General features: G+C 60.0%; 21 protein-coding genes. 8 read left to right on the plus strand and 13 right to left on the minus strand.

What is annotated here, in order from left to right; genetic code table 11:
* Positions 1 to 3 precede the first annotated feature (3 nt).
* The 3 genes from F0169_RS16565 to F0169_RS16575 form a co-directional block, all read right to left on the minus strand.
* Positions 4 to 567: an adhesin gene (locus F0169_RS16565; RefSeq protein WP_152747107.1), complete on the minus strand. Its 564-nt coding sequence runs from the start codon at positions 565 to 567 to the stop codon at positions 4 to 6.
* A 1-nt stretch (position 568) separates the two neighbouring features.
* Complete coding sequence (locus F0169_RS16570) at positions 569 to 1,021, minus strand: hypothetical protein (RefSeq protein ID WP_172979461.1); 453 nt, start codon at positions 1,019 to 1,021, stop codon at positions 569 to 571.
* Between the two features lie 366 nt (positions 1,022 to 1,387).
* Positions 1,388 to 2,383, minus strand: coding sequence for a FecR family protein (locus F0169_RS16575; RefSeq protein ID WP_152747108.1), 996 nt, complete (start codon positions 2,381 to 2,383; stop codon positions 1,388 to 1,390).
* A gap of 152 nt (positions 2,384 to 2,535) precedes the next feature.
* On the opposite strand from F0169_RS16575, the gene F0169_RS16580 reads away from it, so the two are divergent.
* Positions 2,536 to 2,805 carry a PepSY domain-containing protein gene (locus tag F0169_RS16580; RefSeq protein WP_058411255.1) on the plus strand — a complete coding sequence of 90 codons (270 nt, stop codon included), beginning with the start codon at positions 2,536 to 2,538 and terminating at the stop codon, positions 2,803 to 2,805.
* A 19-nt stretch (positions 2,806 to 2,824) separates the two neighbouring features.
* On the opposite strand, the gene F0169_RS28185 is transcribed toward F0169_RS16580, so the two are convergent.
* Together F0169_RS28185 and F0169_RS28190 are read right to left on the minus strand one after the other, a co-directional pair.
* Positions 2,825 to 4,654: a hypothetical protein gene (locus F0169_RS28185; RefSeq protein ID WP_341869103.1), complete on the minus strand. Its 1,830-nt coding sequence runs from the start codon at positions 4,652 to 4,654 to the stop codon at positions 2,825 to 2,827.
* Positions 4,655 to 4,659: 5 nt separating this feature from the next.
* Positions 4,660 to 7,968 carry a dermonecrotic toxin domain-containing protein gene (locus tag F0169_RS28190; RefSeq protein ID WP_341869104.1) on the minus strand — a complete coding sequence of 1,103 codons (3,309 nt, stop codon included), beginning with the start codon at positions 7,966 to 7,968 and terminating at the stop codon, positions 4,660 to 4,662.
* 170 nt (positions 7,969 to 8,138) lie between these two features.
* On the opposite strand from F0169_RS28190, the gene F0169_RS16590 reads away from it, so the two are divergent.
* Positions 8,139 to 9,176: an Ldh family oxidoreductase gene (locus F0169_RS16590; protein ID WP_152747109.1), complete on the plus strand. Its 1,038-nt coding sequence runs from the start codon at positions 8,139 to 8,141 to the stop codon at positions 9,174 to 9,176.
* A gap of 57 nt (positions 9,177 to 9,233) precedes the next feature.
* On the opposite strand, the gene F0169_RS16595 is transcribed toward F0169_RS16590, so the two are convergent.
* Entirely contained in the window at positions 9,234 to 9,554 is a 321-nt protein-coding gene (locus F0169_RS16595; RefSeq protein WP_058411252.1) for an ElaB/YgaM/YqjD family protein, read from the minus strand.
* A 163-nt stretch (positions 9,555 to 9,717) separates the two neighbouring features.
* Here F0169_RS16595 and F0169_RS16600 point away from each other — a divergent pair, with 163 nt between their 5' ends.
* Positions 9,718 to 9,972 carry a hypothetical protein gene (locus tag F0169_RS16600; protein WP_017848398.1) on the plus strand — a complete coding sequence of 85 codons (255 nt, stop codon included), beginning with the start codon at positions 9,718 to 9,720 and terminating at the stop codon, positions 9,970 to 9,972.
* A gap of 290 nt (positions 9,973 to 10,262) precedes the next feature.
* On the opposite strand, the gene F0169_RS16605 is transcribed toward F0169_RS16600, so the two are convergent.
* The 4 genes from F0169_RS16605 to F0169_RS16620 form a co-directional block, all read right to left on the minus strand.
* Positions 10,263 to 10,820, minus strand: coding sequence for a GNAT family N-acetyltransferase (locus F0169_RS16605; protein WP_152747110.1), 558 nt, complete (start codon positions 10,818 to 10,820; stop codon positions 10,263 to 10,265).
* Between the two features lie 16 nt (positions 10,821 to 10,836).
* Positions 10,837 to 11,298 carry an LEA/WHy family protein gene (locus tag F0169_RS16610; protein ID WP_058411250.1) on the minus strand — a complete coding sequence of 154 codons (462 nt, stop codon included), beginning with the start codon at positions 11,296 to 11,298 and terminating at the stop codon, positions 10,837 to 10,839.
* Between the two features lie 12 nt (positions 11,299 to 11,310).
* Positions 11,311 to 12,738: a nucleobase:cation symporter-2 family protein gene (locus F0169_RS16615; protein WP_152747111.1), complete on the minus strand. Its 1,428-nt coding sequence runs from the start codon at positions 12,736 to 12,738 to the stop codon at positions 11,311 to 11,313.
* Between the two features lie 94 nt (positions 12,739 to 12,832).
* Positions 12,833 to 13,948 (minus strand): Gfo/Idh/MocA family protein, encoded by a 1,116-nt coding sequence (locus F0169_RS16620; protein WP_152747112.1) that lies wholly within the window; start codon positions 13,946 to 13,948, stop codon positions 12,833 to 12,835.
* 321 nt (positions 13,949 to 14,269) lie between these two features.
* Here F0169_RS16620 and F0169_RS16625 point away from each other — a divergent pair, with 321 nt between their 5' ends.
* The 5 genes from F0169_RS16625 (at position 14,270) to F0169_RS16645 (ending at position 19,620) form a co-directional block, all read left to right on the plus strand.
* The gene (locus F0169_RS16625) at positions 14,270 to 15,355 is read left to right on the plus strand and encodes a WD40/YVTN/BNR-like repeat-containing protein (RefSeq protein WP_241679135.1); all 1,086 of its coding nucleotides are present in this window, start codon (positions 14,270 to 14,272) and stop codon (positions 15,353 to 15,355) included.
* Positions 15,333 to 17,708 carry an efflux RND transporter permease subunit gene (locus tag F0169_RS16630; RefSeq protein WP_152747113.1) on the plus strand — a complete coding sequence of 792 codons (2,376 nt, stop codon included), beginning with the start codon at positions 15,333 to 15,335 and terminating at the stop codon, positions 17,706 to 17,708. Before F0169_RS16625 ends, F0169_RS16630 begins: the two co-directional genes overlap by 23 nt.
* Positions 17,709 to 17,825: 117 nt before the next feature.
* Entirely contained in the window at positions 17,826 to 18,122 is a 297-nt protein-coding gene (locus F0169_RS16635; RefSeq protein WP_099238320.1) for a DUF5629 family protein, read from the plus strand.
* The gene (locus F0169_RS16640; protein ID WP_152747114.1) at positions 18,109 to 19,284 is read left to right on the plus strand and encodes a lactonase family protein; all 1,176 of its coding nucleotides are present in this window, start codon (positions 18,109 to 18,111) and stop codon (positions 19,282 to 19,284) included. The genes F0169_RS16635 and F0169_RS16640 overlap by 14 nt, the downstream gene beginning before the upstream one ends.
* Before the next feature lie 156 nt (positions 19,285 to 19,440).
* On the plus strand, positions 19,441 to 19,620 hold the full coding sequence (locus F0169_RS16645) for a hypothetical protein (protein ID WP_058411243.1): 180 nt from the start codon (positions 19,441 to 19,443) through the stop codon (positions 19,618 to 19,620).
* 32 nt (positions 19,621 to 19,652) lie between these two features.
* Here F0169_RS16645 and F0169_RS16650 read toward each other — a convergent pair whose 3' ends face one another.
* Genes F0169_RS16650 through F0169_RS16660 form a run of 3 tightly spaced genes read right to left on the minus strand, consistent with a single transcriptional unit; the run spans position 19,653 to position 25,119 of the window.
* The gene (locus tag F0169_RS16650) at positions 19,653 to 20,246 is read right to left on the minus strand and encodes a glutathione S-transferase N-terminal domain-containing protein (protein ID WP_172979462.1); all 594 of its coding nucleotides are present in this window, start codon (positions 20,244 to 20,246) and stop codon (positions 19,653 to 19,655) included.
* Complete coding sequence (locus F0169_RS16655) at positions 20,243 to 23,881, minus strand: AAA family ATPase (protein WP_152747115.1); 3,639 nt, start codon at positions 23,879 to 23,881, stop codon at positions 20,243 to 20,245. Before F0169_RS16655 ends, F0169_RS16650 begins: the two co-directional genes overlap by 4 nt.
* Positions 23,878 to 25,119, minus strand: a complete 1,242-nt coding sequence (locus F0169_RS16660; RefSeq protein WP_152747116.1) for an exonuclease SbcCD subunit D C-terminal domain-containing protein — start codon at positions 25,117 to 25,119, stop codon at positions 23,878 to 23,880. The genes F0169_RS16655 and F0169_RS16660 overlap by 4 nt, the downstream gene beginning before the upstream one ends.
* Positions 25,120 to 25,386: the final 267 nt, after the last annotated feature.

The raw sequence follows: 25,386 nt of genomic DNA on the forward strand, positions 1-25,386 counted from the left end.
TGATCAGTTGAGTCGTAAGTTCAGGGTGTTAGCCACCTGGTTCCCCACCCCTGCGCTCTGGTTGACCTGCACCACCCCACGGCTGCCGGTGAAGGCCTGGTCGCTGGTCACGACCTGGCGGCTGCCAGTGGTAGAGGTCAACCCTGAGTCGGTTGCAAGCGCAACGTTCTGTTGCGACATGACGCTGTCGTCGATGCTTTGCGGGCCAGCGCTGACGCTGATTCGCACGGCATTGATCATCTGGTTTTGGGCGCCGGCTGACTGGTTGACACTCAGTGCGCCATTGCCATGACTGAACGCGTTGCCCTGGATTGCGGCGTTCGCGTTGAGCGAGCGGTCGGCCACCGCGCCGCTGATTGTTTGCGTGACGGTGAGGTTCGACGCGGCGTTGCGGCCCACCGTAATGGCGAGGTTGTTGCTCAGTTGTTGCTGGTCGCCGGCGACCTGGTTGATCAAGGCAACGCCGTTGTACTGCGTGCCGCTGTTGTCGATCACCGCGTTGTTATTGCTATCGGCCATTGCAGTTGTGCAACCGAGCGCAGTAATCAATATCCAGGAACGCTTCATCTCATCGCCCCCCGGCCATGCCACCAAGGTTATTGAGGGGCGCAAGGCCGCTGGAGAGCGCGCCGTTAATCGTGCCGGAAATACCGCTGCCACTGCCGCTGCCGTGCCCGGCCGCACTGCCGGCGCCAAGGGCTGCGCCGCTGCCGGTATTGCCCAGGCCCGGGAGGTTGCCGCCCGGCAAAATACTGCGGGTGATACTTGCGCCGCTGCTGATACCCGCGATGTCGTTGTCGCTGAGTTCGCCGTTGGCGGCGCGCATGATCTGTGCCGACGGGTTGGCACTTACGGCAGTGGGGTAGGGGTCGATGCCGCGTGAACGGCCCATCGCGTAGGGCTGGACCTGGCGTTCAATCACAATCACACCGTCGCCGGCGAGCACGGGAAGGCTCACGCTTGCACTCAGTACAGCGCTGATCAGCAAGAGGCTTGGTAGGCTAGGATTGTGTCTGTCCACGGCAACGTTCCTTATGGGCGCGCTGACCCTGAGCAGCGCTGTAAGGACTAGAGCAGAAGCCGTGCCGCTTTTTATTTATCTTTATTATTCAATAGTTTGAAGTTAATGGAAGGCAAAGTAGTGGCACTGTTGTAACGTCAGCGAGACACTCACCCGCCTGGTCAAACTGCTGGCCGTCAGCGCGGACAATGCTGCGCAGATTGGGTTCAGCTGTATCAGCGCTGTAACACTCAACCGCAGAAACCCATGGCCCTGTGCGGCACGGGCGATACAGGGCGGCGCGGTGTAACAGAAGTGGACACTGCGGTGCAAAATGGCGGCCGAACTGTCCCCGGCCTCCTGAAACGGAGGCGGCAAACAGCTCGGTCAGCCTTTGGGTGCTTTACGCGGGATGGAATTGAGTACGGGGTTGCCGTCCTGGTTCTGGGTCAGGTAGACCGGCAAAACCTTGGGCAGGGAGGGGATGAGGTTGTTGACCTCATTGATGTTGTAGATGCCGCCGATGCGAATCGTCCCGGTACTCGCGTCTGCCAGCAGCACCGGTTTGCTCAGGTAGCGGTTGATCAGCGGCAACGCATCGGCCAGGGCCAGGTTGTCGAGCACCAGCTTGCCCTGACGCCACGCAAGGGCTGCGTCATTGGGGTTGATCGCAGCGACGTGTGGCGCTGCATCACCCGGGTGATAACTGGCTTGCATGCCAGGGCTGAGCGGCACACTGGCGTGCAGCGTGTCACTTGAGACCTGCACCGAGCCTTCAAGCAACATCACCCGCACCTGATCTTCGTACTTCCAGACGTTGAACTGTGTACCCGTGACCCGAACCTGCCCTTCGCCCGCCCGCACGATAAACGGATGATTGCTGTCATGGGTGACCTTGAAAAACGCTTCGCCCTTGTTCAGCGTGACCCGGCGCTGGTCTTTGTAATGGCGGTAGACAAGCTCAGTGCCCAGGTTCAATTCGACTTGGCTGCCATCGCTGAGGGTGACCTTGCGCAGGCCATCATTGGCTTCAAAGTGCTCATACGAACTGGGCAGCCAGCCGGCTTGCCAGCCGGTAAAGGCGGCGAGTGGCAACGCGGCGAGGCAAATCGCGGCCGCCACCGCATAACGATGCACCCGCCTGCGCGGCGTCAGCTGCACCACCGGCGTTACAGGCGCCCTGCGCGGCAGGTGGTCGGCCACGTCCCAGACTTCGAGCATGGCCGCGTATTCAAAAGCGTGCAGCGGATGCGCATCGTGCCACTGCGCAAACGCCTGACGCTCGCCTGCCGTGCAATCGCTCGCATGCAGGCGCATGCACCAATGCGCGGCGGCGTCGGTGATGGCGTCATATTCGGCTTCTGAAAGGGGCTTATCGCTCATTGGCTCATCCTGATTTCGCTCATTCTAACCTCCCGAGACGGACGGCGAGAACAGCCATCATGGCGATTGCCCATCAATTGGAACTTATTCTCGTTTGAAAGCCTCAGAAAATCGAGGACACGCGTCCGTCATTCCCACAATGGAGAACGAACATGCTGAAGAAGACCTTAGCTGCCCTGTGTGCAACCACTGCTCTGCTGAGTGCCGGCGCAGCCCTGGCCGATAAGCCTGGCGCTGGCTGGATCACCATCGAGAAGGCCATCGAAGTCGCCAAGACCAAGGCTGGGTACATCGAGGTCTACGCGGCCGAAGCAGACAACGATGGCTATTGGGAAGTCAAAGGCCGCAAGTCCGATGGCACCGTCTATGAAGCACGTATCGACGGCGCCTCCGGCAACGTCCTGCGTGACCAGAAAGACTGACCGCGGCTCCGGGGGCTGTTCAGGCCCCCGAATCCAATTGACGGCCCAAGTGAGTAATCAGGAACGTCACCGAGTCGGCATTGCTCAAGATGGTGTCAATGCGTTTGTCGGGGTTGCTCATGAAAATCTTTCGAGCATCGTCAAGGTCCAGGGCGCCGGTGGCGTGCAGCACCGAGCGGCCAATCCCTTGGGTGGAAGTGGCGAGCCCGTAGTCTTCCCATGCCGCAGAAACAGTGTTCCACGTCTTGAACAGCATCGTCGCCGGTGTGAGCGTGGACAGCGCCGTCGTGCTCAGGTCGTCCATGTCTGTTTTGAGCGCCAAAGCGCCGGGCCTGGTGGTGTTAACCAGGTCAGAGAAAGGTCGCATGCTGTCAAGGTAGGCGATGTCTTCGGTGTTGAACTTTAAATGCGTCAATTCATGTATGAGCACCGCAGCTCTCGCATGCGCGGAGACGTCGAAGGGTGAGTTCAAGCGATTCTGATACTCATCCAGGGATGGATCAAAGAACCGATCCAGCAAGTACAGCGTTTTGCCCCTGTCATCGGGCAGCGTGAAGGCGTAGCTCAATTGCGTATTCAGCCGGCTGGTGCCACTGACAAAACGGTTGGAGTTCGGGCCGGTCAACGTGGGGTCGCTTAACGCGTCAAGTATTCCATCGACGATCCGTTCGATTCTGCTGAGCTGATCAGCGGTCAGGCTGATCACGCCAAACATTTCGCCTAAAAAAATGCCCAAGCGGCTGTTGGGATCGCGCAACGTTGAAAAGTGAGCGATGTTGCGTTTGCAGTTGACGGTGTAATAAGTAGCGACGTTCAAGGCTTCCGTGATGACCTGAGCTTTCCAACTGGACAGGGCAGCGATTGCCTGGATGCCCGTGGCCTGGATGTTAATCGCCTCGCGTTCGCCGGTTCGCGTCTTGATGCGTGACAGCACTTTGCCGAAACGCGGGTTGTGCAGGTTAAGGTCCAACACCCATTTGCCGTGTGGGTTACAGCCCACACACGGCCCTGTGTGTTCGTCGTTGGCCAGGCGCCAATGTTGTGCGGCTTTCTCGACTGAGTACACCTTGCCTGCCAACGGTACATAGTATTTCGAGGTCGCCTTGTCCTCATACACAGAGACCGGCGTACGCTGTTCAAGGTCTTTCAGCGCGATATCGTGAGCCTCGAACGGCTGTAGCCGAGTGCGTGAAGACGCGGTGATATTAAGCGTGGCCAGGCTTGTCGCTGTGGGCAGCGTTTCGTCTGACAAGTCGGCTTGCGACAGCACTGTTTCTGTGGGTGGCGGGCTCGCAGTCCCCTCAAGCTCACTGCGCAGGAAGGCCATTTCAGCCACGCCCAGGATAAAATCCCTCAGGGCAGCCCTCCATTGGTGTAACTGCAGCGCTTCAGCTGAGCGCTTGAACAGCTTATAGCTTCGCCACACCACCAGCGGATACGCGAGTTTGCCGGCCATGAACTGCACGGCCGTGGGAATACCCTCGCCCAATAGACTGATCACTCTGTCCCACAGCAGCTTGGCGCCGTTTTCGAATTGGCAGGTCAGCATCTTGAGCAGGATTTGCCGGGTGTCATCGAACAACTGGTAAAGCAGGTTACCGCGTAGCGTAGACGCGGCGAGCTCAATCTCGGAGCGGCGATAATGGTTGCTTTGCAGCAAGTTCCGATACACCGCCTGTTGTGGGTTTTCCAAATGGCTGATCAGCCAATCCTGAAGTTCGCCCGGGCGGTCTATTTCATCCAGCAGCGCTTGCTCGTCCGCATACTCCTTGAGTACATGGTTTTCGCTGTAAGGCGCGTACAGCACCAAAGGCGCCGAGGGCGCAATTTCAGCCCCTATTAAATACATGCCCACTACCTTGACGGGTGTGCGCCTGCGGTCGCAATCAATTCCAGCGGGCGAATCACTGCCGTTGCGCCGTCCATTGCGGCGCGGGCCACGGCGTCAGGCATGTCGAAAACCTGCTGGACCCAACTCAGTGCCTGCGCGGACAGTTGTTCTTGCAGCGCTAACTCGTGGGCGAACTGCAACGTTTGCCAGGGCAATTGTCGGCAAAACAGGCGTCGGCGTTGGCGGCCTTCATCGGTTCGGGCGTTGAGCTGGTTGTACAACAGCTTCTGGTAGGCCGCTTTCAGGTCCAACTGCCGGACCATTTGAATCACCGCACTTGCATTCAGAGTGTCCGGCAGCGGCCTGGCGCTACGTGAGCGGGGGCGGATGTTTTCGGCGTCCAGGTTGGGCCAGTGCCGCAAGGCAAAGTCGGTCAGGCTGTAGTCGTGGATGTCGAGGGCTTGGTGAACGGGGATCAAAATGTGATCGGGGTTGAGGGCCAGGCCGGGAAAGCGTGCATCCAGCAGCGCCAGCAATGCTGTGAACGTATGCGCGCGGATGGGCGTGATGCCCTGCAGGTAATCTTCTTCCTCGGGCGCATTGTTGTGGTATTGCTCAAGAAGTTCCGCCTGATGGATCTGGTCCTGGGCGGGCGCCATTCCCAACCATACCGGCAAGGCCTGCTGATTGATCATGCTCTTGGCCACCGCCATGGCCCTGGGCAGGTTAGTCGGCGCGGGCTGTTCTATCATGCTGTCCAGGCGGTCTTGCAGGGCGCGTGCGCCCAACCCCATGGAAAGCAACTGATCAACGCCGCCCATCACAGAGTCGTTGTAGGTGCTCAGGCGATTTTTAAGTACGTCATCGTCAATGCGTTGCAGGGCGCCCCATCGATAAACCTGATGCGGCACGGGCAGGGCGATCGGCAGGTTTTCGAGCAGGCTCAAGCGCTTGATCGGGTGTTGCAGACGCTGTTCTATCTCCTCGCGCAAGGTGTGGATCGAGCTAAACACCTCGTGACCGCGCCCAGGCGTCCAGAGCACCACCTGGCCTGAGCGCAGCGGGTCTACTCCGCCGCGCTCAGTCAGTACAAACAGGTTGGCAAGGCGCTGAGGTGTATCGGCCGTGCCAGTGCCCAGTGTCAATGCGTAGGCGTCCGGAAGAAACCCGTTGATACCGTGCCGGGTCAAGCGCACAAGGCTGTCGGGCCTGAGTACAGCATCAATAACGTCCTGGCTGCGCGCCATCATGGTTTTACCCAGTAGCCGCAGTTGCGCCTCGCTGCGCAACCCAAGGAGCATCGCGTGGATATGTTTTTCGCGTGTGTTGCCAAGGAACAAGCGCGTAAGTTCGCGCATCGAGTGTTTGGCGAACACCAGCAGTACTTGATCGATAATCGCGTTGAAGGTTTTCAGCGTCATGCTGTGCAACTGCAGGGCTTCGCCCTGGCTACGCGGACCGTAAAACCAGGTTCGGGATGAGTCGGGCACTGCAGTGGCTTCAAGGCTCAGGCGCTCGATGAAGTGTTCAACCATGCTGATGGATGACACCGGCAGGCGCGCTTCGCGCTCTTGGGCAGCCGTGGCGTAGGTGTTGATATACACCTCACTCGCATTAAGGTCCTGTTGCTTTATTAGCAACTGCGCGTTCAGTGCGAGGGCGACCATGCTGCGCAATGTCGGATGCTTTTCGCGTTCGAGCGCCAGCGCATCCTCGGCCGCCTGCAGGTGCTGAAGCAGCAACTTGGCGCGCTCGGCCTTTACCGTGGAAGGGCGACCGTTGCCGCTGGTCACGGGGTGGACAGTCCAACGCCCGGCTGTCGCCAGCAACGCCAGGCGATCGTCGAGCATTGTGCGTATATCCAGCGCGCAATCGAGCAGGGGTTCCAGCTCGACCTGGCCATCGCTGCGCCGATAAAGCGCCAACGCATGGTTCATGTTGTTGATTTGCTTGCGCGCTATGTCTTCGACAATGCCGGTAAAAACGCTGCCCGTGACAGGTCGCGCAGCAATGTTCACTTGGTTCAGGCCAATAAAAATGTTGCGCTCATCCAGGGACAGGAAGTTGAGTAGCTCATCTTCGTGGCCCGCAGCTTTGAGCATGCTCAATAAAGTATCTTTCAGATCATCCAGGTCTTTGAGCACCTGTAGCCCACGCGATTGCGTGTAAAGGTAAGCGCGGCTCTCGCTGATCATCAGCGTGCTGGCCAGCTCCACGTAGTGCTCATAGGGCGCGTGGATACGTACTTTTTCCACGCTCAGGTTTTTGGCGTAGGCGCTGCGAGCAGGCTGGTCGCTAATGAACATTGCCTGGAGCATATGGCTTTCGTCGGCGCTGATGATTTGGTCTTGGCGCTTGAGCAACACATCGACGCGAAACTTGTCAGCCATGACTTGCGCGAAAAGCTCCAGGCGTGAGGTCCCGTGCTCTGTGTCCTCGTTCCAGTAAGTCTGCAGCAGACTGTCCAGCAGCTTTGACAGAATCTCGGAGCTTCTTTCGACCAGCGTTTCCCATCGCTGGTGGTCGTGTTTCAACTGGGGCTGGGTGAAGGCAGTGGTGACATGCTTGGGGTTTGTATACTCGCGAGTGTGTTGCTTGGGCCAGGCATGTGTCACATGGAACTGTAAGAGCGCTTCGCTTAATGGCAGTGAATCGACCCAGCGTCGACGGCCGTATCCGCCACTTTGTATAAAACAGTTCACCCGCGTATCGCGTTGGTCCAGGCCTGGGAAGTCCGCGCGCGCCATGATGCCGAGCAGCGTATCGAGCATGCCGGGCAGCGTGGGAGTCTTTTGCAGGTGCTCAAGCATGGCCTGCACATTGGCTTGCTGGCAGGCCTGGAGCGTCTGCTTCTGGTCTTCCATAACGGCGCCTTCGACGACCGTGGTGGTCAACGTTAGTGGTGTGCCAAGGGATAACGTGTTGCGCTGGGCAATCGACAAGAACCTCAGCAGGTCTAAGCGCTGCACCGCATCCGCCAATTGCTCGGTGACCTCCACCAGCAGCAAGGCACGACTGTCACTGACCTGAATACCGCCGTAGGGTGTGTAAAAAAGCGCTTTGCCAGCGTCCGGGGTCGGGCTGATCAAAAAGGCGCCGGCGAGTGGGATGGGCGGCTGCCCCACGACGTTGATCAGCAGCCTTTCGACACGCATCGGATACCCCAGCAGTTGGGTATTCTGGCGGGCTGCGTCACTGGCGTAGTACAGGTTATGCAGCCAATCAAGATCTTTGACGGTGAGCCCCAGCGCGCGTTCTCGCTCGCTCGGGGTTTTGCGGCTGAGGGGCAGCACGAATTCGTCAAAAAAATACGGCGGGGTGGCGCGTAGCATGGTGTGTTTCCATCGTGCATAGGGAACCACAGGGTAAGTACGCGTCACGTGCTGGCGGCGGTAAATAATCAGCCCCGGCACACGTTGACAGCAGGTGCGTTGCGTGGTGTTTAATCAACGGTCTGAAGGTTCATTCGTTGCCCCTGCCAATCATAAAAACGGAGCTTCAAATGTCTGCGCAGTCTCCGACAGTCAACGCGGTTTCAACGTCAATCGGCTTCAACCAGCTTGTGCAATTGCTTCAACGGGTTTTCGTCGCGCACGGCACCTCGCCGGACGTGGCTGCGATCCTGGCGCATAACTGTGCCAGCGCCGAACGCGATGGTGCGCACAGCCACGGTATCTTCCGAATCCCTGGCTACCTCAGCACCCTGGCCAGCGGCTGGGTCGACGGCAAGGTCACGCCGAAGGTTACTGACGTGGCGAGCGGTTTCGTACGCGTAGACGCTTGCAATGGTTTCGCTCAACCGGCGCTGGCAGCCGCACGCTCACTGCTGGTGGAAAAGGCGCGCAGTGCCGGCATCGCGCTGTTGGCGATTCACAATTCGCATCATTTTGCCGCGCTGTGGCCGGATGTCGAACCCTTCGCCGAAGAAGGGTTGGTGGCGCTGAGTGTGGTCAACAGCATGACCTGCGTGGTGCCGCATGGCGCCGATCGCCCGCTGTTCGGCACCAACCCCATCGCGTTTGCCGCACCCCGCGCAGACGGGCCGCCGATTGTGTTTGACTTGGCCACCAGCGCCATCGCACATGGCGACGTGCAGATCGCCGCGCGCAAGGGTGAGAGGCTGCCGCCCGGCATGGGGGTCGATAGCCTCGGCCAGCCGACCCAAGACCCCAAAGCGATTCTTGAAGGCGGTGCACTGTTGCCATTTGGCGGGCACAAGGGCTCGGCGCTGTCGATGATGGTCGAGTTGCTGGCTGCGGCACTGACCGGTGGCAACTTCTCGTTTGAGTTCAATTGGGCCGACCATCCGGGCGCGCGCACGCCGTGGACTGGCCAGTTAATCATTGTGATTGACCCGAGCAAAACGGCCGGGCAAAACTTTGCCGAGCGCAGCCAGGAACTGGTGCGGCAGATGCATGCGGCGGGGTTGAGAAGGTTACCGGGGGATCGGCGGCATCGCACGCGGGCTAAGTCGCTGCAAGCAGGCATCGAGGTTGACGCGAAAGATCTTCAACAGTTGCAGGCACTGGCCAACAGTTGAATTGGACCGCGCGCGGGGCGCGGTCCAATGGCTCAGGGGCGGCTCATTTGCGACGGCTTAGTTGCGGCGACCCAGCAACAGGCCGACCACCAGGCCAAAGCCTGCGGAGATGGCCACGGTCTGCCACGGGTGGCCACCGATATAGGTTTCGGTGGCGTCGACCACTGGCTTGCTGCGCTCACGCACGCTGGACACCGACTCCAGGGCTTGCTTGAGCTTGATGGCGACCTGCTCGCGCAAGGTTTCGCCTTCTTCGCCTACCAGCGAAGCGCTGCTTTTGAGCAGCTTGTCCGATTCTTCGATCAATGCCGTCAGCTCACTGAACGCTTGATCCTTGATTTGCTCTTCGACAGCTTGGGCGGCAGTTTTGCGGGCCATTGTGTGACTCCTTGCGAGTGAATGTGACAGTGAACAATGGAGTATCGGTCAGCGTCAAAAGTTGCAGTTTTTTTGCTCAGGCGCGGTACTGCGTGAAATCCGAATCAGGAAATTTCGACCTACAGTGTAAGATGTCACCTATTTGTGCAGCAGGTAATTCAACATGAGCTTCAATCTGGCCAACAAGACCCTCGCCGAACGTGCCGAGCTGGAAGATGAAAAGTCGCGCCTTTATGACCTGTGGCAAAGCAACCTGGGCAAGGCCAAGGGCGAAGCCGCGCGCTTGTTCGGCGAGCGTGCCAAGCGCAAGGGCAAGTGGGCTGAATGGGTGCGTGCCGAACTTGACGGAATGTCACCGCCGGAGTTCTCCAACATGGTGCGCAGCGAAGTCAACAAGCTGATGGCCGCGGCTAAATAAAGCACGCCACTGCGCGTCAGCGGGTTTTACATACACAGCAGATTTGCTTTCTGTGGGAGCGGGCTTGCTCGCGATTACGGTGTGTCATATAAATATTTTTCAACTGATACACCGCAATCGCGAGCAAGCCCGCTCCCACAGTTGACCGAGTTCAGCTTGTGATGTTGATCTGGCTTTTGATCGTGATTTTGATCTGAAAGCGCCCCGTTAAACCACGATGGCCGAACGCAGATATTAGGGAGTGAGCATGCCTGATGTACCGGTACGCCTGCATCGCCAGCAAGCCCTCTTCAGCGCTCGAAGGGTCTAAAGCGCAACCACTCCTCACGAGTCATCTCCCAAATCTCCCGCGGCAAGATGCCTTCGACAAACCGGTCTTCATCGGTCCTGATCAGCCGCATCCCCGCGCGCTCGGAAATTCGCCGCGACCCCAAGTTAGGCGCGGCCTTGGGCACGCGCATCAACGGGCGCTTAAGCACCTCAAACCAGTATTCAGTCACCGCTGCGCTGGCTTCGGTCATCAACCCGTGGCCTTGCCACTGCGGGCCTAGCCAGAAGCCACGATTGTTGTCCGGCTGGTCTATCAGGCTAACACTGCCGATCAATTGCTCAGGCGCGCTGTTGAGGCGAATCGACCAATGCCATTCTTCGCCTCGATCCATAGCCGGCAAGGCGCTGTGCTCAAGATAAGTGCGTGCGCCGTCAGCCGGGTAGGGCCATGGCACCTGAACGTTGAGATAACGCACCACCTTCCAATGCGCAAACTGTTGCTGGATAGCGTCGGCGTCATCCAACACCAGCGGGCGCAAAATCAGACGAGGTGTGTAAAGGGTGGGCAGCACATCCAAGTTGTACTCTCCTTGGTCACCAAGTGGCCGTGTTTGGCAGATCAAGCGTGCCACGCTCGACAAAGCGCATCGTGCCGAACAGTCCACCCGCCAGCTTGCCGCGCAGCACATACGGCAGGTTATTCAAGCTTTGCGTCTGGCTAATGCCCAGCGTCTGACGCAACACCGAAAACGCCGAAACACTCACTGGCACCGTCAGCACAGTCTCGGAAAACCTTGGGATAGAACCTGTTTGATCACTCACCCCCGACGCCAGCGGTCGCCCATTGACGTCCAGGTCCAATGCCAGGCCGCTGTAGTCGATTGCCGTTTCATTGGGGTTTTGCACCCGCAACTTCACGGCGAAACGCACTTCCATGTCCTGGCTTTGCAGCGGCTCGATGCCCACCACGGTAATGTTCACCGGGTCGCGGTTGGGGAACAGCGCGCAGGCGCTCAAGGTCAGCAGCAATAACGATAGAACCATGAGCTTGCGCATAAAAAGGTGCTCCTAGTGCGTGACGTCCGGGTCCTGCATGACCTTAAGGGTCGAAGACTCCGGATCAAATTCATCTTCCTGCAGCGCTATGAACTCCTCCGGCAGGAAAATGTTCAACAGGATTGCACAGAACGCACCCACGGTTATCGGCGATTCAAAGATGTTATGCAGCGCCTTGGGCAGGTCGCGCAGCACCTCCGGCACGGCGGCCACGCCGAGGCCCATGCCCAGCGAGATCGCAACGATCAGCACGTTGCGACGGTGCAGCCCGGCTTCGGCGAGGATCTTGATGCCCGCCACCGCCACGGTGCCGAACATGATCAGGGTGGCACCGCCGAGCACTGGCTTGGGCATCAGTTGCAGCACCGCGCCGATCATCGGGAACAGCCCCAGCAGCACCAGCAGACCGGCGATAAAATACGCCACGTAACGGCTGGCCACGCCGGTCAACTGGATCACGCCATTGTTCTGGGCGAAGGTCACCATCGGCAGGCTGTTGAAGGTCGCCGCCATCACTGAATTGAGGCCGTCGGCGAGCAAGCCCGACTTGATGCGCTTGATATACAGCGGGCCTTTAACCGGCTGTTGCGAAATCATCGAGTTGGCGGTCAAGTCACCGGCGGCCTCCAACGGCGAAACCAGAAAGATCACCGCCACCGGGATAAACGCCACCCAGTCAAACGAGAAACCGTATTTGAACGGCACCGGCACGCTGATCAACGGCACGTGAGGCAGCGCCGCCATGTCGACGCGGCCCATCCACCAGGCCACGGCAAAACCCACGCTCAAGCCGATCACGATCGAACCCAGGCGCAGGAACGGACTGCTGAAGCGGTTGAGTACTACGATGGTCAGCAACACCAGTGCCGCCAGCCCCATATTGCTCGCCGCGCCCAAGTCGCTGGCACCAAAGCCGCCGGCCATGTCGGTGACCGCCACTTTGATCAGCGACAAGCCCATCAAGGTGATAATCGTACCGGTGACCACCGGGGTGATCAGCTTGCGCAGCTTGCCGATGAACTGGCTGAGCAGCACCTCGACAAACGCTGCAAAAAAGCACACGCCGAAGATCGTCGAAAGGATTTCATCAGTGCCACCGCCACGCGCCTTGACCATAAAGCCGGCGCTGAGGATCACGCTGATAAACGAAAAGCTGGTGCCCTGCAGGCACAGTAGCCCCGAACCAACCGGGCCGAAGGTGCGCGCCTGCACAAACGTGCCGAGGCCCGACACAAACAGCGCCATGCTCACCAGGTACGGCACTTCGCTTTCCAGGCCGAGCACACCGCCCACGATCAAGGTGGGCGTGATGATGCCGACGAAGCTGGCGAGCACGTGTTGCAGAGCCGCAAAAATCGCCGCAGTGAAGTGCGGGCGGTCTTCCAGGCCGTAGATCAGGTCGGATGTATAGCGGGGGCGAGGGGTTTGAGCGTCAGACAAAATACAGGCCCGGTAGGGAAAGGGGCGCGCAGGATGCCAGAAAGTGCTGGCTGTCGACAGGGGTGCTCAACGCTCACGGCGGCGCTGCGCCCCGTTACACCTCGCTAACCGTGACCCAACGCGCTTCACGCGCGGCCAGGCGAATCGCGGTTGCGAGTTGCTCGACCGCCCAAGCGCCCTCAAAGTCGGTGCCCTGCGCGCCTTGCCCCGCGAGCGCCATGATCAACTCGTGGACTTCCAGGGTCTTCAGCTCGTTGTAACCCAGTTGGTGCCCGGCCGCCGGGCTGAAGGCGGCATAGCCGGGCAGGGCGGGGCCTGCCAACACACGCTGGAAGCCGTCCTGGCCAACGCGGCATACCCGCAGTTCGTTCAGGCGCTCCTGATCGAACGCCAGCGTGCCTTTAGTGCCGCTGATCTCAAAACTCAGGTGGTTCTTGTAGCCATGCTTGAGCCAACTGCTGCTCACCGTACCGCGCGCGCCATTGGTGAATCGCAGTAGCGCATGCACCTGATCATCCACGGCAATCGCGCGGGTTGTTTGGCTGCCCGTCGTGGCCGGGCGTTGGGCGTGAACGGTCTGAGTGTCGGCGCACACGCTGTGCACCTCGCCCACCAAGTAGCGCGCCATCGACAGCAGGTGGCTGCCCAAATCCGCCAGAGCGCCCCCGGCATGTTCCACTTCGCAGCGCCACGACCACGGCGACGCCGGGTCGGCCATGAAGTCTTCGCTGAACTCACCCTGGAAACTGATGATCTCGCCCAGCTCGCCATTCGCAATCATTTGCCGCGCCAGGCTGATCATCGGGTTGTGCTGATAGTTGTAGCCGACCCGCGTCACCACACCCGCCGCACTGGCGGCGCGGCGCATGGCGTCGGCCTGCTCCAGGCTCACGGCCAGCGGTTTCTCGCAATACACTGCCTTGCCTGCCGCAATCGCCGCCATCGCCATGGGGTAGTGCAAGTGGTTGGGTGTGGTGATGGCCACCACGTCGACCTTGGGGTCGTTGATCAGCGCCTGCCAGTCGCCATGGGCCTGGGCAAAGCCCCACGCCTTGGCACAGCGTTGCGCACGCTCGGTGTCGGCATCGGCCAATGCCGCCAGTTTCAATTGCACCGGCAGGTCGAATACCGCGCGGGCATTGTTGAACGCCAGGGCGTGGGCGCGCCCCATGAAGCCTGTGCCGATCAGGCCGATTCCGAGTTCCCGCATAGCCGTGGTCCTTTGAATTATTGTTTTCAGGAGGGCTATTAATGGAATAAAAATTCACATAATTCAAGATATGGAATAAAAATTCATTATCGATGATCGTTCCCGCGCAGAGTAAGGGAGCGATCATCAAGCGCAGTAATGTCACCCTATTCAGGCCATCGGCAAAAGCCGCCAGTTAACAAAAGATAACGTAGCGCCGATTGTCAGACGATTCGAAACCCCGATAGGATGGCCCCTGCTTGCTCCAGGCGCTCTAGATTGCAGGTTTCAGAGCCCAGAAAGGCAAGACGACCTAACAATAATAAATCGGGAGAAAGGTCTATGAGTGAGCCTGTCATGGGTTGGGTTGTTTGCCGCCCGCGCGCCGCACGCAGGGTTGCGATGCTGGCCACAGCGCTCTCGCTGCTGGGGGTGTTGTCGACACCCGTGCTGGCAGCCGGCGATACCGGCGCAGCGCCGGCCTTTGCGATTGAATCGCCCAAGGCCGCCAAGGGCCTGATGATCGATGTGGTCCACGCAGGCTCTCGCCTGGTGGCGGTCGGTGATCGCGGGCACATCCTCTATTCCGATGATCAGGGCGGCACCTGGATCCAAGCCAAAGTGCCGACCCGGCAACTGCTCACGGCGGTGTTTTTCGTCGACGCCAAACAAGGCTGGGCCGTTGGTCACGATGCACAAATTCTCGCAAGCGCCGACGGCGGCGCCACCTGGACCCAGCAATACCAAGACCTCAAACGCGAAGCGCCGTTGCTCGACATCTGGTTCAACGACGCCAGCCATGGCTTGGCGGTAGGCGCCTACGGTGCGCTGATCGAAACCACCGACGGCGGCAAAACCTGGGCGGACGTCAGCGACCGCCTCGACAACGAAGACCAGTTCCACCTCAACGCCATCGCCCGGATCAAAGACGCCGGCCTGTTTATCGTCGGTGAGCAGGGCAGCATGTTCCGCTCCAACGACGACGGCCAGACCTGGGAAAAACTCGAAGGGCCGTACGAGGGCTCGCTGTTCGGCGTGATCAGCACCGCGCAACCGCAGACCCTGTTGGCCTATGGCTTGCGCGGCAACCTTTACCGCTCCACGGATTTCGGCAGCACTTGGGAGCAGGTTGAACTGACCGCGACGCGCGGCGCCCTGGAGTTCGGTTTGTCGGGGGCGACCTTGCTCGATGACGGTTCGATTGTCGTGGTCGGTAACGGCGGCAGCGTGGTGGTCAGCCACGACGATGGCCAAACCTTCAGCGTGTTCAATCGCCCCGACCGTATTTCGCTTTCGGCCGTGACGGCGGCAGGCAATGGCAACTTGATTCTGGTCGGGCAGGGCGGTGTTCGTGTCGCCATGCGACGGCGCCGAACCGACAAAACAATAAGAAGGCGGAGCAAGCATGAGCAGTCATCACAACGATAAAGCGACCTTTCTTGAGCGCCTGATCTTCAACAACCGCCCGGCCGTCATCGTCATCTGCCTGCTGGTGAGCGTTTTTCTGTTCTGGCAGGCGACCCTGATTCGCCCGTCCACCAGCTTTGAAAAAATGATCCCGCTCAAGCACCCCTTCATCGAAAAGATGATGGAGCACCGTAACGACCTGGCGAACCTCGGCAACACAGTACGCATTTCGGTGGAGGCCAAGGACGGTGACATCTTCAGCCAGGCGTACATGGAGACCCTGCGCCAGATCAACGACGAGGTGTTCTACATTTCCGGCGTCGACCGTTCGGGGCTCAAGTCGCTGTGGAGCCCCAGCGTGCGCTGGACCGAAGTCACCGAAGAAGGGTTCGCCGGCGGTGAAGTGATCCCGCAAAGCTACAACGGCTCGCCGCAAAGCCTCGACCAACTGCGCAACAACGTGCTCAAGTCCGGCCAGGTCGGGCGCCTGGTGGCGAACGACTTCAAATCGAGCATCGTCGACATTCCGCTGTTGGAGTCTTACCCCGACCCGCAGGATCAGGGCAAATTGCTGGCCCTGGACTATCGCAAGTTTTCGCATGAACTCGAAGACAAGATCCGCGACAAGTTCGAAGCGCAGAACCCCAACGTCAAGATCCACATCGTCGGCTTTGCCAAGAAGGTCGGCGACCTGATCGACGGTCTGGTGATGGTGGTGCTGTTCTTCGGCGTAGCCTTCGTCATCACGCTGGTGCTGTTGCTGTGGTTCACCAACTGCCTGCGCAGCACCATCGCGGTGTTGAGCACGACGCTGGTGGCGGTGGTCTGGCAACTCGGCTTGATGCACTTCTTCGGCTTCGGGCTCGACCCCTATTCGATGCTGGTGCCGTTCCTGATTTTCGCCATTGGTATTTCCCACGGCGTGCAGAAGATCAACGGTATCGCCCTGCAATCCAGCGAGGCCGACAACGCACTGACCGCCGCGCGGCGTACCTTCCGGCAACTGTTCCTGCCGGGCATGATCGCGATTCTGGCTGACGCCGTCGGGTTTATCACCCTGCTGATCATCGACATCGGCGTGATCCGCGAGCTGGCCATCGGCGCGTCCATCGGCGTGGCGGTCATCGTGTTTACCAACCTGATCTTGCTGCCGGTGGCGATTTCGTATGTCGGCATCAGCCAGCGTGCCATCGCCAGGAGCAAAAAAGACGCAAACCGTGAACACGCGTTCTGGCGCCTGCTGTCGAACTTTGCCAGCCGCAAAGTCGCGCCTGTCTCCATCGTGCTGGCGCTGGTCGCCTTCGGCGGTGGCCTCTGGTACAGCCAGCACCTCAAAATCGGCGACCTTGACCAAGGCGCGCCGGAGCTGCGCCCGGACTCGCGCTACAACAAAGACAACAACTTCATCATCAGCAACTATTCCACCAGCTCCGACGTGCTGGTGGTGATGGTCAAAACCAAGGCCGAAGGCTGCTCGCGTTATGAAGCGATGGCGCCCATCGACCAGTTGATGTGGAAGATGCAGAACACCGAGGGCGTACAGTCGGCGATCTCGCTGGTGACGGTGTCCAAGCAGATGATCAAGGGCATGAACGAGGGCAACCTGAAATGGGAAACCCTGTCGCGCAACCCCGACGTTTTGAACAACTCCATCGCGCGTGCCGATGGCCTGTACAACAACAATTGCTCGCTGGCGCCGGTGCTGGTGTTCCTCAACGACCACAAGGCCGAAACCCTCGACCGTGCGGTGCATGCGGTGCAGGACTTCGCCAAAGACAACAACAAGGACGGCCTGGAATTCATCCTCGCCGCCGGTAATGCCGGGATCGAAGCGGCCACCAACGAGGTGATCAAAGAGTCGGAGCTGACCATTCTGATTCTGGTGTACCTGTGTGTGGCGACAATGTGCATGATCACCTTCCGTTCCTGGGCGGCGACCCTGTGCATCGTGTTGCCGCTGGTGTTGACCTCGGTGCTGGGCAACGCGCTGATGGCGTTCATGGGCATTGGCGTCAAGGTGGCGACCTTGCCGGTGGTGGCGCTGGGTGTGGGCATTGGCGTGGACTACGGCATCTATATCTACAGCCGACTGGAAAGCTTCCTGCGCGCCGGTTTGCCGCTGCAAGAGGCGTACTACCAGACGCTCAAGTCCACCGGTAAAGCCGTACTGTTCACGGGTTTGTGCCTGGCCATTGGCGTGTGCACGTGGATCTTCTCGGCCATCAAGTTCCAGGCCGACATGGGTTTGATGCTGACCTTTATGCTGCTGTGGAACATGTTCGGCGCGCTGTGGCTGCTGCCGGCGCTGGCGCGGTTCTTGATCAAGCCCGAGAAGCTGGCGGGGCAGAAGGGCAATTCGCTGTTTGCCCACTGATCCAGCTTGGTTGCCGAAACGCTGTGGCCTGTGCCACGGCGTTTTGCATGGCGCGGCCTTAGGTCGATGCAACAATTTGCCCTATCATGCGGTCTTTCCTCTTGATGATTGATGGTTATGACTGCCGACACTGCTACCTTGCTCGACGCTTTTAAAGACTGCCAGATGGTCGAAATCGACGGGCTGCACACCTTCGATTTCAGCCTGGATGAACACACACTGCTGATCATTTGCATGGACGGTCGCGCCGAGAAACGCTGGAGTTTCAGCCTGGAGCAGGTTCGCGCGGCGATCTTTGATCAAACTTTGCAAAGCTGGACCCTGACGGGTGACTCGGGCGAGCATCGCCTGGTGTGCATGAACGGCGTCACCGGCAATAATAATGATGAGGAAGAAGCAGATGATGATGCGTAAATTCTGGCCCCTGCTGATGGCGGGCAGTGTGGGTGCGATGTCGGTGCAAGCTGCACCGGCACAGACCTTCGAGCTGTTAGTGGGCAGCTACACCGCCGGCACCAGCGAAGGCATCTACCGCCTGCAATTCGACAGCCGCACCGGCCAATTCAACGGTAAACCGGTACTCGCCGCCAAGGCTGAAAACCCGTCCTGGCTGACGCTCTCCAAAGACCAGAAACACCTGTTTGTGGTCAACGAAAACGGCCCCGGCCAGCACGACCCGGTTGGGCGTATCAGCAGTTACAGCATCAGCCCGAACAGTCATCAACTGACCCTGATTAACCAGGTGCAAAGCCTGGGCAACGAGCCGACGCACTCCAGCCTCGCCGCTGACGGGCGTTACCTGTTCGTTGCCAACTATTCGGTACTCGAAGACCCGGGTGGCAGCCTGGCGATTCTGCCGGTCGACGCCACGGGCAAATTGTCGGCGCCGGTGCAAATGAGCGCGCACCCGGCCAGCCGCGTGAACCCGGAACGCCAGGCCTCCAACCATGTGCATTCGGTGGTGTCGTCGCCGGACGGCAAGTATGTATTTGTGCAAGACCTGGGCGCAGACAAGCTGTTCGCCTACCGTTACAACCCCAACGCCAATCACGAGCAGCCACTCACCCCGGCCGACCCAGCGTCGGTGCAGTTGCCGGGTGGCAGCGGCCCGCGTCACTTGCTGTTCAGCGCTGACGGCAAGCACGCCTGGCTGACCACCGAGATGAGCGCGCAGGTCGCGGTATTCGATTACTACGACGGCAAGCTGACGCAAACCCAAATGGTCGACTTTGCTGCCGGGCAACCCGTGTCCGACAAGGCTGGCGCCGCGTTGCACGCTTCAAGCGACGGTAAATTCCTCTACGTGAGCAACCGTGGCACCGCCAACCAGATGCTGGTGTTCAGCATCGACCCGGCCACCGCGCACCTCACGGAACTGCAGCGCCGTACCGTAGAAGGCGACCACCCACGCGAGTTCAGCCTGGACCCGAGCGGCAAGTTTTTGCTGATCGCCAACCAGAAGAGCAACGAAATTGTGGTGATCGAACGTGACCCGAACACCGGCCTGCTGGGTAAAACCGTGCAGAAATTGCCGATCGATGCGCCTAGCGACCTCAAGTTTTTGCTCCGTCAATAAGCCACAGGCCCCGCATTGCGGGGCCTGACTCGTTGTATTAATTCTATTAATAGCAGCTAATGTTTCAATGTATTTCTAAGGTGCAGCCCTCGGGCGTAAGTTGGGTTCCAAGGCCTTCCCCGGCCATCCAACCCAACGAACACAAGGGTCACCGCCATGAACTTCAATCTCTTCTCGATCATCGCCGCTTCCGCAGTGTCTGCCACCGTGGCCTTGCCGGCCGCCGCCAGCGTTGACGTTGTCGGTAAAAAATCCAGCACCAGCGCCTACACCCAGAAATACCTGCAACAAAGCGCGAATTTCTACGCCGCCCTCGACCACAAAACCCAACACTGAGCTTGAGCGGGTCGACCGTTCAACTGTGGATCTCAGGGCTTTGCCATGATGGCGATGAACAGCGGCGACTCCAGAAAGCGCTGTAGCCACGCTTGCAGACGGTGATACGGCGTGGCTGCAAACCACGCCCGATCAACATGCGCGAACTGCCGCACAAACGGCGCCAGTGCCGCATCAGCCAGGGTCATATGCTCGGCCAGCAAATACTCCCGTCCGGCCAATAACCCCTCCAGCTTTTGCAAAAACACCTCGCCCTCGGCCCGATAATCTTCCATCGGCTGTTCGGGGTAGCGCTCGGCGTACTTGTATCGATCCAAATGATGTTTGAACGACTGGTCATTCTCGGCAATCAGCGCCAGCACCGTCGGGTCGCCTTGCAGCCACCAATCCTCAGGGTCGTGCCGCGCCAAGGCCCATTGCATGATCTGCAAACTCTCATCAATCACCCGGCCGCCCATGCTCAACACCGGCACCGTGCCTTTGGGCGACAGCGCGAGCATGTCGGCCGGCTTGGCCTTGAGGCTCACTTCAATGATGCGCACCGGCACGCCGCTGTAGCGCAACGCCAGCCGCGCTCGCATCGCGTAGGGGCAGCGCCGGAACGAATACAGCAGCGCTTCGCTCACTTGACCTCCACAGTACTCAACCCGTTGCCCTGGCGTTTAACCTGGATCTGCACCGGGATGCGTTCGTGCATTTCCTGCACGTGGGAGATCACCGCGACTTTGCGGCCCTGCGCCTGCAAACCATCCAGCGCGTCCATCGCCAGTTGCAGCGATTCGGGGTCGAGGCTGCCAAAGCCCTCATCGATAAACAGCGACTCGATCTTCAGCGTGCTCGACGCCATCGACGCCAGGCCCAAGGCGAGTGCCAGCGAAACCAGAAACGTTTCGCCACCTGACAACGAGTGCACCGAGCGCAATTCATCGCCCATTTCCGTGTCCATCACCAACAACCCGAGCATGCTGCCGCCACGTTTAAGGCGGTAGCGACGCACCAGTTGGCGCAATTGCACGTTGGCGTGGTGTACCAGCAGGTCGAGGTTGTAGGCCTGGGCGATCTTGCGGAAGGTGTCGCCGGTGGCCGAGCCGATCAGCGCATTCAGGCGTGCCCAGCGCTGCCATTCTTCGTACGCTTTGCTGATCTGCTCGGCCAGCGCATGGTTGGCGTCCTGGCGGCGTTGGTCTTCGGCCTGGCGCGCGCGCAATTCGGCGCAGTGTTTCTCGCCTTCGGTGAGTTGCTGGTTGAGTGCGGCCAGTGTGCTGTCGAGCGCTTCGGCTTCCAGGTTGCCGTTGTGCAACGCCTGATGCTCGGCCAGGCGTTGCTCGCGTTCTTGCAGCAACACCTTGGCTTGTTCAACGGCTTTTTCGCTGTGCTGCAACTGTTGGCGCAATTGGCTGACGCCGCTGTCGCTAAAGGCCAACAAGCGCGTCAGCCCGTCGTCATCAAGTTCGCCGTGCTGCGCGCGCCACTCAGCCAGGCGCGCGTCGAGGCTGTGCTGCTCGGCCGCCAGTGCGTGTTGACGCTCTTGCTGCGCCTTTAGATCGGCGGCCAATTGGGTCAGGGTGTTGCGCAGGTCTTGCAACTGTTGGTTGGCGTCGGCCTCGCTTTGGCGTGACTGCAGCACCGCGCTTTCGAGTTGCTGTTGCCACTGCTCGGCACTCGCGTGATCACCCAACAGGGCGCTGAGTTTTTCCTGGGCGGCCTGCTGTTGCGTGGCCAACTCGCTGACCTGTTGCTGCAGCGCGTCCAACTGCTGCTGGCGATGTTGCTGGTGGGTTTGTTGTTTCTCGATGGCCTGCTGGCGCTCTTGCTGTTCGGCCACTTCATCGCGCTGATGGCCCAGTTGTTCCAGGCGCTGGCTCACCTGCTGGTCCAACTGCATAAAGGTTGCCGCCGGTTCGCGGCGTAAACCTTCCAGGGTTTCAGCGGGCAACAGGCTGGCAAACGCAGTGAGTTCCTCGTCCAGCCGCTCGCGGTCGTTGGACAGCTCGCGCTGTTGGTCCACCAGCAATTGCCGGGCTTTTTGGCTGGCGTCCTGCGCGGCTTGCAGTTGTTGCTGCAAACGCCCGGCATTTTGTTGCAGGTTGAGCAGGGCGCCCTGGCGTTGTTCGTCCGCAGTGATGCTTTGCGTCAGTTGGGCCAGTTGCTGAGCCAGCCAGGCGCTGCGCTTGGCGGCGTCCTGATTGAACAGCGAGGCCGACAGTGGGTGTGCCTCCAGGCTCGGTGTCAGGCCTTGTTGCTGCGTCGCCAATTGCTCTTGCTGCTGCAAAAATTCCTTTTGCTGGGCAATCAGCCCACCCACTTCGCCGCGCAGCTCGGTGAGTTTTTCCTTGAGCGTGTCCACGGCTTTCTGCGCGCTGGCCGCTTCGTTCTCGTCATGGCGACCGAGGCTTTGCAGCAAGGCTTCGGGCTGGTGATACGGATGCTCATGGCTGCCGCACACCGGGCATGGCTGCTCATCCTGCAACTGTTCGCGCAATTCCTCGACGCTGGCGCTGCGGGCCAGGCGCTGGCGTTCGAGCAATTGCCGGGTCACTGTCAGGGTATGTTCGGCCACGCTGAGTTCGGCTTTGGTTTGCAGGCCGGTCTGGTTCAGTTGGTCGCGTTGCTGCTGCGCTTCAGCAAGTTTTTGCGTGAGGCTGGCGGCCTGTTGATCAAGTTGCTGCTGGCTGTCCCACAGGCGCGTCAAGTCTTCGAAAGCGCGCTGTTGCTTGCGATTCTCTTGCAACAGGCTGGCGAGTAACTGGATCTGCTCGGCGACAGCGTGCGGTTCGGCACCGGCTTCCTGATACAACAGGTCCAACGCATCGCGTTGCTGGGCGAATTTCTCGGCGGCGGTGGTCGCGCGCTGCTCAAGCTGCGGCAGCTCAGCCTGGCCCTTGTTCAAGCGGTTGCCGATCAGCATCAGCTGTTGCAGGCGGTCGCGGTAGGCGCTCCAGGCGTCACTCAGCGGCGCAAGCGCGGCGCTGCGCTCCAGCTCGGCGGCCAGGCGTTGCAGGCGCTCGGCGACCTGGCGGTGTTTTTCCTGCAAGCCTTGCAGTAACACCTGGCCTTCGCTGCAAGCGGTGTGCTGCTGCTGTTGGTCGTCGCTGCGTTTGGCCAAGTCTTTGGTCAGGTGGGCGAGGGTGCTTTGTTCTTCAAACGCTTGACGCAGCAATGGCAGGGCGTCGGCCTGGTTTTTCAGCGCGTCGGCGAGTGCCGCCTGGACGGCGGCTTGCTGTTGTTGCGCCTGTTCCTGACGGGCATGCAGGGCGGTTTGCTGCTCGATGTGTTGCTGAATGTGCGCGGCGAGCGGCGTCAGCAACGTGCCGAGTTCAGCCTGCCGTGCAAACTGATGGCGTTGCGGCGCCAGTTGCTCCAGAAGGCTCAAGTCCTGGCGTTGCGCGCCCTGGCCGTGCCAATGCTGTTGGGCCTGTTGCAGCTGCTCAACCGCGTTCTGCTGGCGTTCCTGCCATTCGCGCAGTTCCTTGAGCCAGGTGTGCTGAAGCTCCAACTGCTTGAGCTGGGCCTGCTGGGTCTTGAGCTGTTGTTGTGCATCGGCCAGTTGTTGATCAAGTTCGGCACGCGCTTCGGGCGCCAACGGCACCACGCCGGTGGCCTGGTCTTGCAGGTGTTTGTGCGCGTCTTTGGCGTCTTTGGCCTTGTCGAAGGCGCGGCGCCCAAGCTGGGTGTAAAGCGCGGTGTCAGTGAGCTTTTCGAGCAACTCGCTGCGCTCATTGTCGTTGGCCTTGAGGAACGCGCTGAACTCGCTTTGCGCCAGCAACACCGCACGCGTGAACTGCTCGAAATTCAAGCCCAGCGCCAATTCCAACTGGGTTTTGTATTCGGTTTTCTGGCTGGCCAGCAGTTGGTCGCTGTCGAGGTCGATCAGGCTTTGCCGGCTGTTCTGTAACTTGCCGCTGGCCTTGTCGCGTGCGCGGTTGGCTTCCCAGCGCGCACGGTAGCGGCGGCCGCTGACACCGACAAAATCGACCTCGGCATAACCGCCGCCCGTGCCGCGCCGTATCAGGGTGCGTGGGTCGCCGATAGAAATATCACTGTCGGCATCCGGCATTTTCGCCTGGCCGGTATCACCCAGGCGCGGCACGGCGCCAAACAGCGCCAGGCACAGCGCATCGAGCAGGGTACTTTTACCCGCGCCGGTCGGCCCGGTAATCGCGAACAACCCGGCGCTGGCCAAGGGTTCGGCGGTAAAGTCGATGTCAAACGGCCCCGCCAGCGAGGCGAGGTTTTTCAGGCGGATGGCGAGAATTTTCATGGCTGTTCAGCTCCCTGTTGCACTTCCTGGAGCAGCACGGCGAAATCCTTCAAGGTCTGTTCATCCACTTCACTGCCGTAGCTGTCCTGCCAGGCGCGGCTGAACAGCTCCTGCGGCGTGAGCTGGTCGAGTTCGATCAGGCGCTCTTCGTCGGTGGCTTCGTTGCCGCGTTTGCCGGCATATTCGGCGGCGATGCGCACCAGGCGCACGGCTTTGCCTTGCAGGGCGGTTTCGATTTGCTGGCGCAAATCTGGCTGCGGCTCATCAAGGCGCACGCGCACTTCCAGCCACGGCTGGCGCTGGGTGTCGGCGAGCAAGTCGATGTCGGGCAAGTCGCCCAGTTGTTTAAGAATATCCGCCAGCGGTGCGGCCTCAAGGCGTTGCAGGTTGACCGAGCGCGGGATCAGGCGCGGCTCGACGCTGAGCAGTTTTTCGCCCTCGAACGTCACATCGAGAATCTGGTGCTTGTAGCCGATTTCGGAAAACGACAGCGGAATCGGCGAGCCACTGTAGCGAATGCGTTCCTCGCCATTCACCCGTTGCGGCTTGTGCAAATGGCCAAGGGCGACATAGCCGATACTCGCATCGAACAGCTTGGCCGGCAGCGCCTCGGCATTGCCGATGATCAGGCTGCGCTCGGAATCTTCCGACACCGAACCACCGGCCATGTGCGCGTGGCTGATGGCAATCAACGCCTGGCCTTTTTTGCGTTTGGCATTCGCAGCGGCGATCAGCCATTCGTGCACTTGGCCAATGCCGCGCAGGTAATCATCGCCCAAGTGCGCGCCAGTGACTTCTGCCGGGCGCAAGAACGGCAGCGCCAGGCACCACGCAGCGACCTTGCCTTTGGCGTCGGGCAGCGGGATCAGCAAGCGTTCGGCATCCAGTTGGCCGTCATCCAGCCACAGCACCCGGCCCAGCGCATGGGTGCGCAGGTGGCGCATCAACGGCGCAGGCAATTCGATGCGTGAGCCGGAATCGTGGTTGCCGGCGATCATCACAATCGTGAGTTTTGGGTTTTGTTCGTGGGCGCTGATGATGAAATCGTACAGGCGCTCCTGGGCCTTGAGCGGCGGGTTGACCGTGTCGAAAATATCGCCGGCGATCAGCAATACATCCGGGCACTGGGCTTTTAGCTGGCCGAGCAGCCATTCGAGGAAACAGGCGTGTTCGAAGTCGCGTTCCTGGCCATGCAGGTTCTGGCCAAGGTGCCAGTCGGAGGTGTGAAACAGACGCAAGGCGAACTCCGTGAAGAAGATGAAAAGAACGGGTAGTTTACCTGTAAACCTGTGACAGGGGGCTTGCTCCTGGCGGCGGTGTAACAGTCGACAACTGTATTGACTGAACCACTGCCATCGCGAGCAAGCCCGCTCCCACAGGGGGTATGCGGTGTGCAGGTAGATTGAGTGCTGGTTTTAACACTGCAGGTCAAATGTGGGAGGGGCTTGCTCCCGATGGCTGTGTGCCAGTCGACAACTGTATTGACTGAACCACTGCCATCGCCG

The organism is Pseudomonas kitaguniensis, from assembly GCF_009296165.1.
Classification (GTDB): Bacteria; Pseudomonadota; Gammaproteobacteria; order Pseudomonadales; family Pseudomonadaceae; genus Aquipseudomonas; species Aquipseudomonas kitaguniensis.

What these genes read in the sequence shown, in the direction of transcription:
- F0169_RS16565 (WP_152747107.1), bottom strand. Translation starts at nt 567, where the DNA reads ATGAAGCGTTCCTGGATATTGATTACTGCGCTCGGTTGCACAACTGCA.
- F0169_RS16575 (WP_152747108.1), bottom strand. Translation starts at nt 2,383, where the DNA reads ATGAGCGATAAGCCCCTTTCAGAAGCCGAATATGACGCCATCACCGAC.
- F0169_RS16580 (WP_058411255.1), top strand. Translation starts at nt 2,536, where the DNA reads ATGCTGAAGAAGACCTTAGCTGCCCTGTGTGCAACCACTGCTCTGCTG.
- F0169_RS28185 (WP_341869103.1), bottom strand. Translation starts at nt 4,654, where the DNA reads ATGTATTTAATAGGGGCTGAAATTGCGCCCTCGGCGCCTTTGGTGCTG.
- F0169_RS28190 (WP_341869104.1), bottom strand. Translation starts at nt 7,968, where the DNA reads ATGCTACGCGCCACCCCGCCGTATTTTTTTGACGAATTCGTGCTGCCC.
- F0169_RS16590 (WP_152747109.1), top strand. Translation starts at nt 8,139, where the DNA reads ATGTCTGCGCAGTCTCCGACAGTCAACGCGGTTTCAACGTCAATCGGC.
- F0169_RS16595 (WP_058411252.1), bottom strand. Translation starts at nt 9,554, where the DNA reads ATGGCCCGCAAAACTGCCGCCCAAGCTGTCGAAGAGCAAATCAAGGAT.
- F0169_RS16600 (WP_017848398.1), top strand. Translation starts at nt 9,718, where the DNA reads ATGAGCTTCAATCTGGCCAACAAGACCCTCGCCGAACGTGCCGAGCTG.
- F0169_RS16610 (WP_058411250.1), bottom strand. Translation starts at nt 11,298, where the DNA reads ATGCGCAAGCTCATGGTTCTATCGTTATTGCTGCTGACCTTGAGCGCC.
- F0169_RS16620 (WP_152747112.1), bottom strand. Translation starts at nt 13,948, where the DNA reads ATGCGGGAACTCGGAATCGGCCTGATCGGCACAGGCTTCATGGGGCGC.
- F0169_RS16625 (WP_241679135.1), top strand. Translation starts at nt 14,270, where the DNA reads ATGAGTGAGCCTGTCATGGGTTGGGTTGTTTGCCGCCCGCGCGCCGCA.
- F0169_RS16630 (WP_152747113.1), top strand. Translation starts at nt 15,333, where the DNA reads ATGAGCAGTCATCACAACGATAAAGCGACCTTTCTTGAGCGCCTGATC.
- F0169_RS16635 (WP_099238320.1), top strand. Translation starts at nt 17,826, where the DNA reads ATGACTGCCGACACTGCTACCTTGCTCGACGCTTTTAAAGACTGCCAG.
- F0169_RS16640 (WP_152747114.1), top strand. Translation starts at nt 18,109, where the DNA reads ATGATGATGCGTAAATTCTGGCCCCTGCTGATGGCGGGCAGTGTGGGT.
- F0169_RS16645 (WP_058411243.1), top strand. Translation starts at nt 19,441, where the DNA reads ATGAACTTCAATCTCTTCTCGATCATCGCCGCTTCCGCAGTGTCTGCC.
- F0169_RS16655 (WP_152747115.1), bottom strand. Translation starts at nt 23,881, where the DNA reads ATGAAAATTCTCGCCATCCGCCTGAAAAACCTCGCCTCGCTGGCGGGG.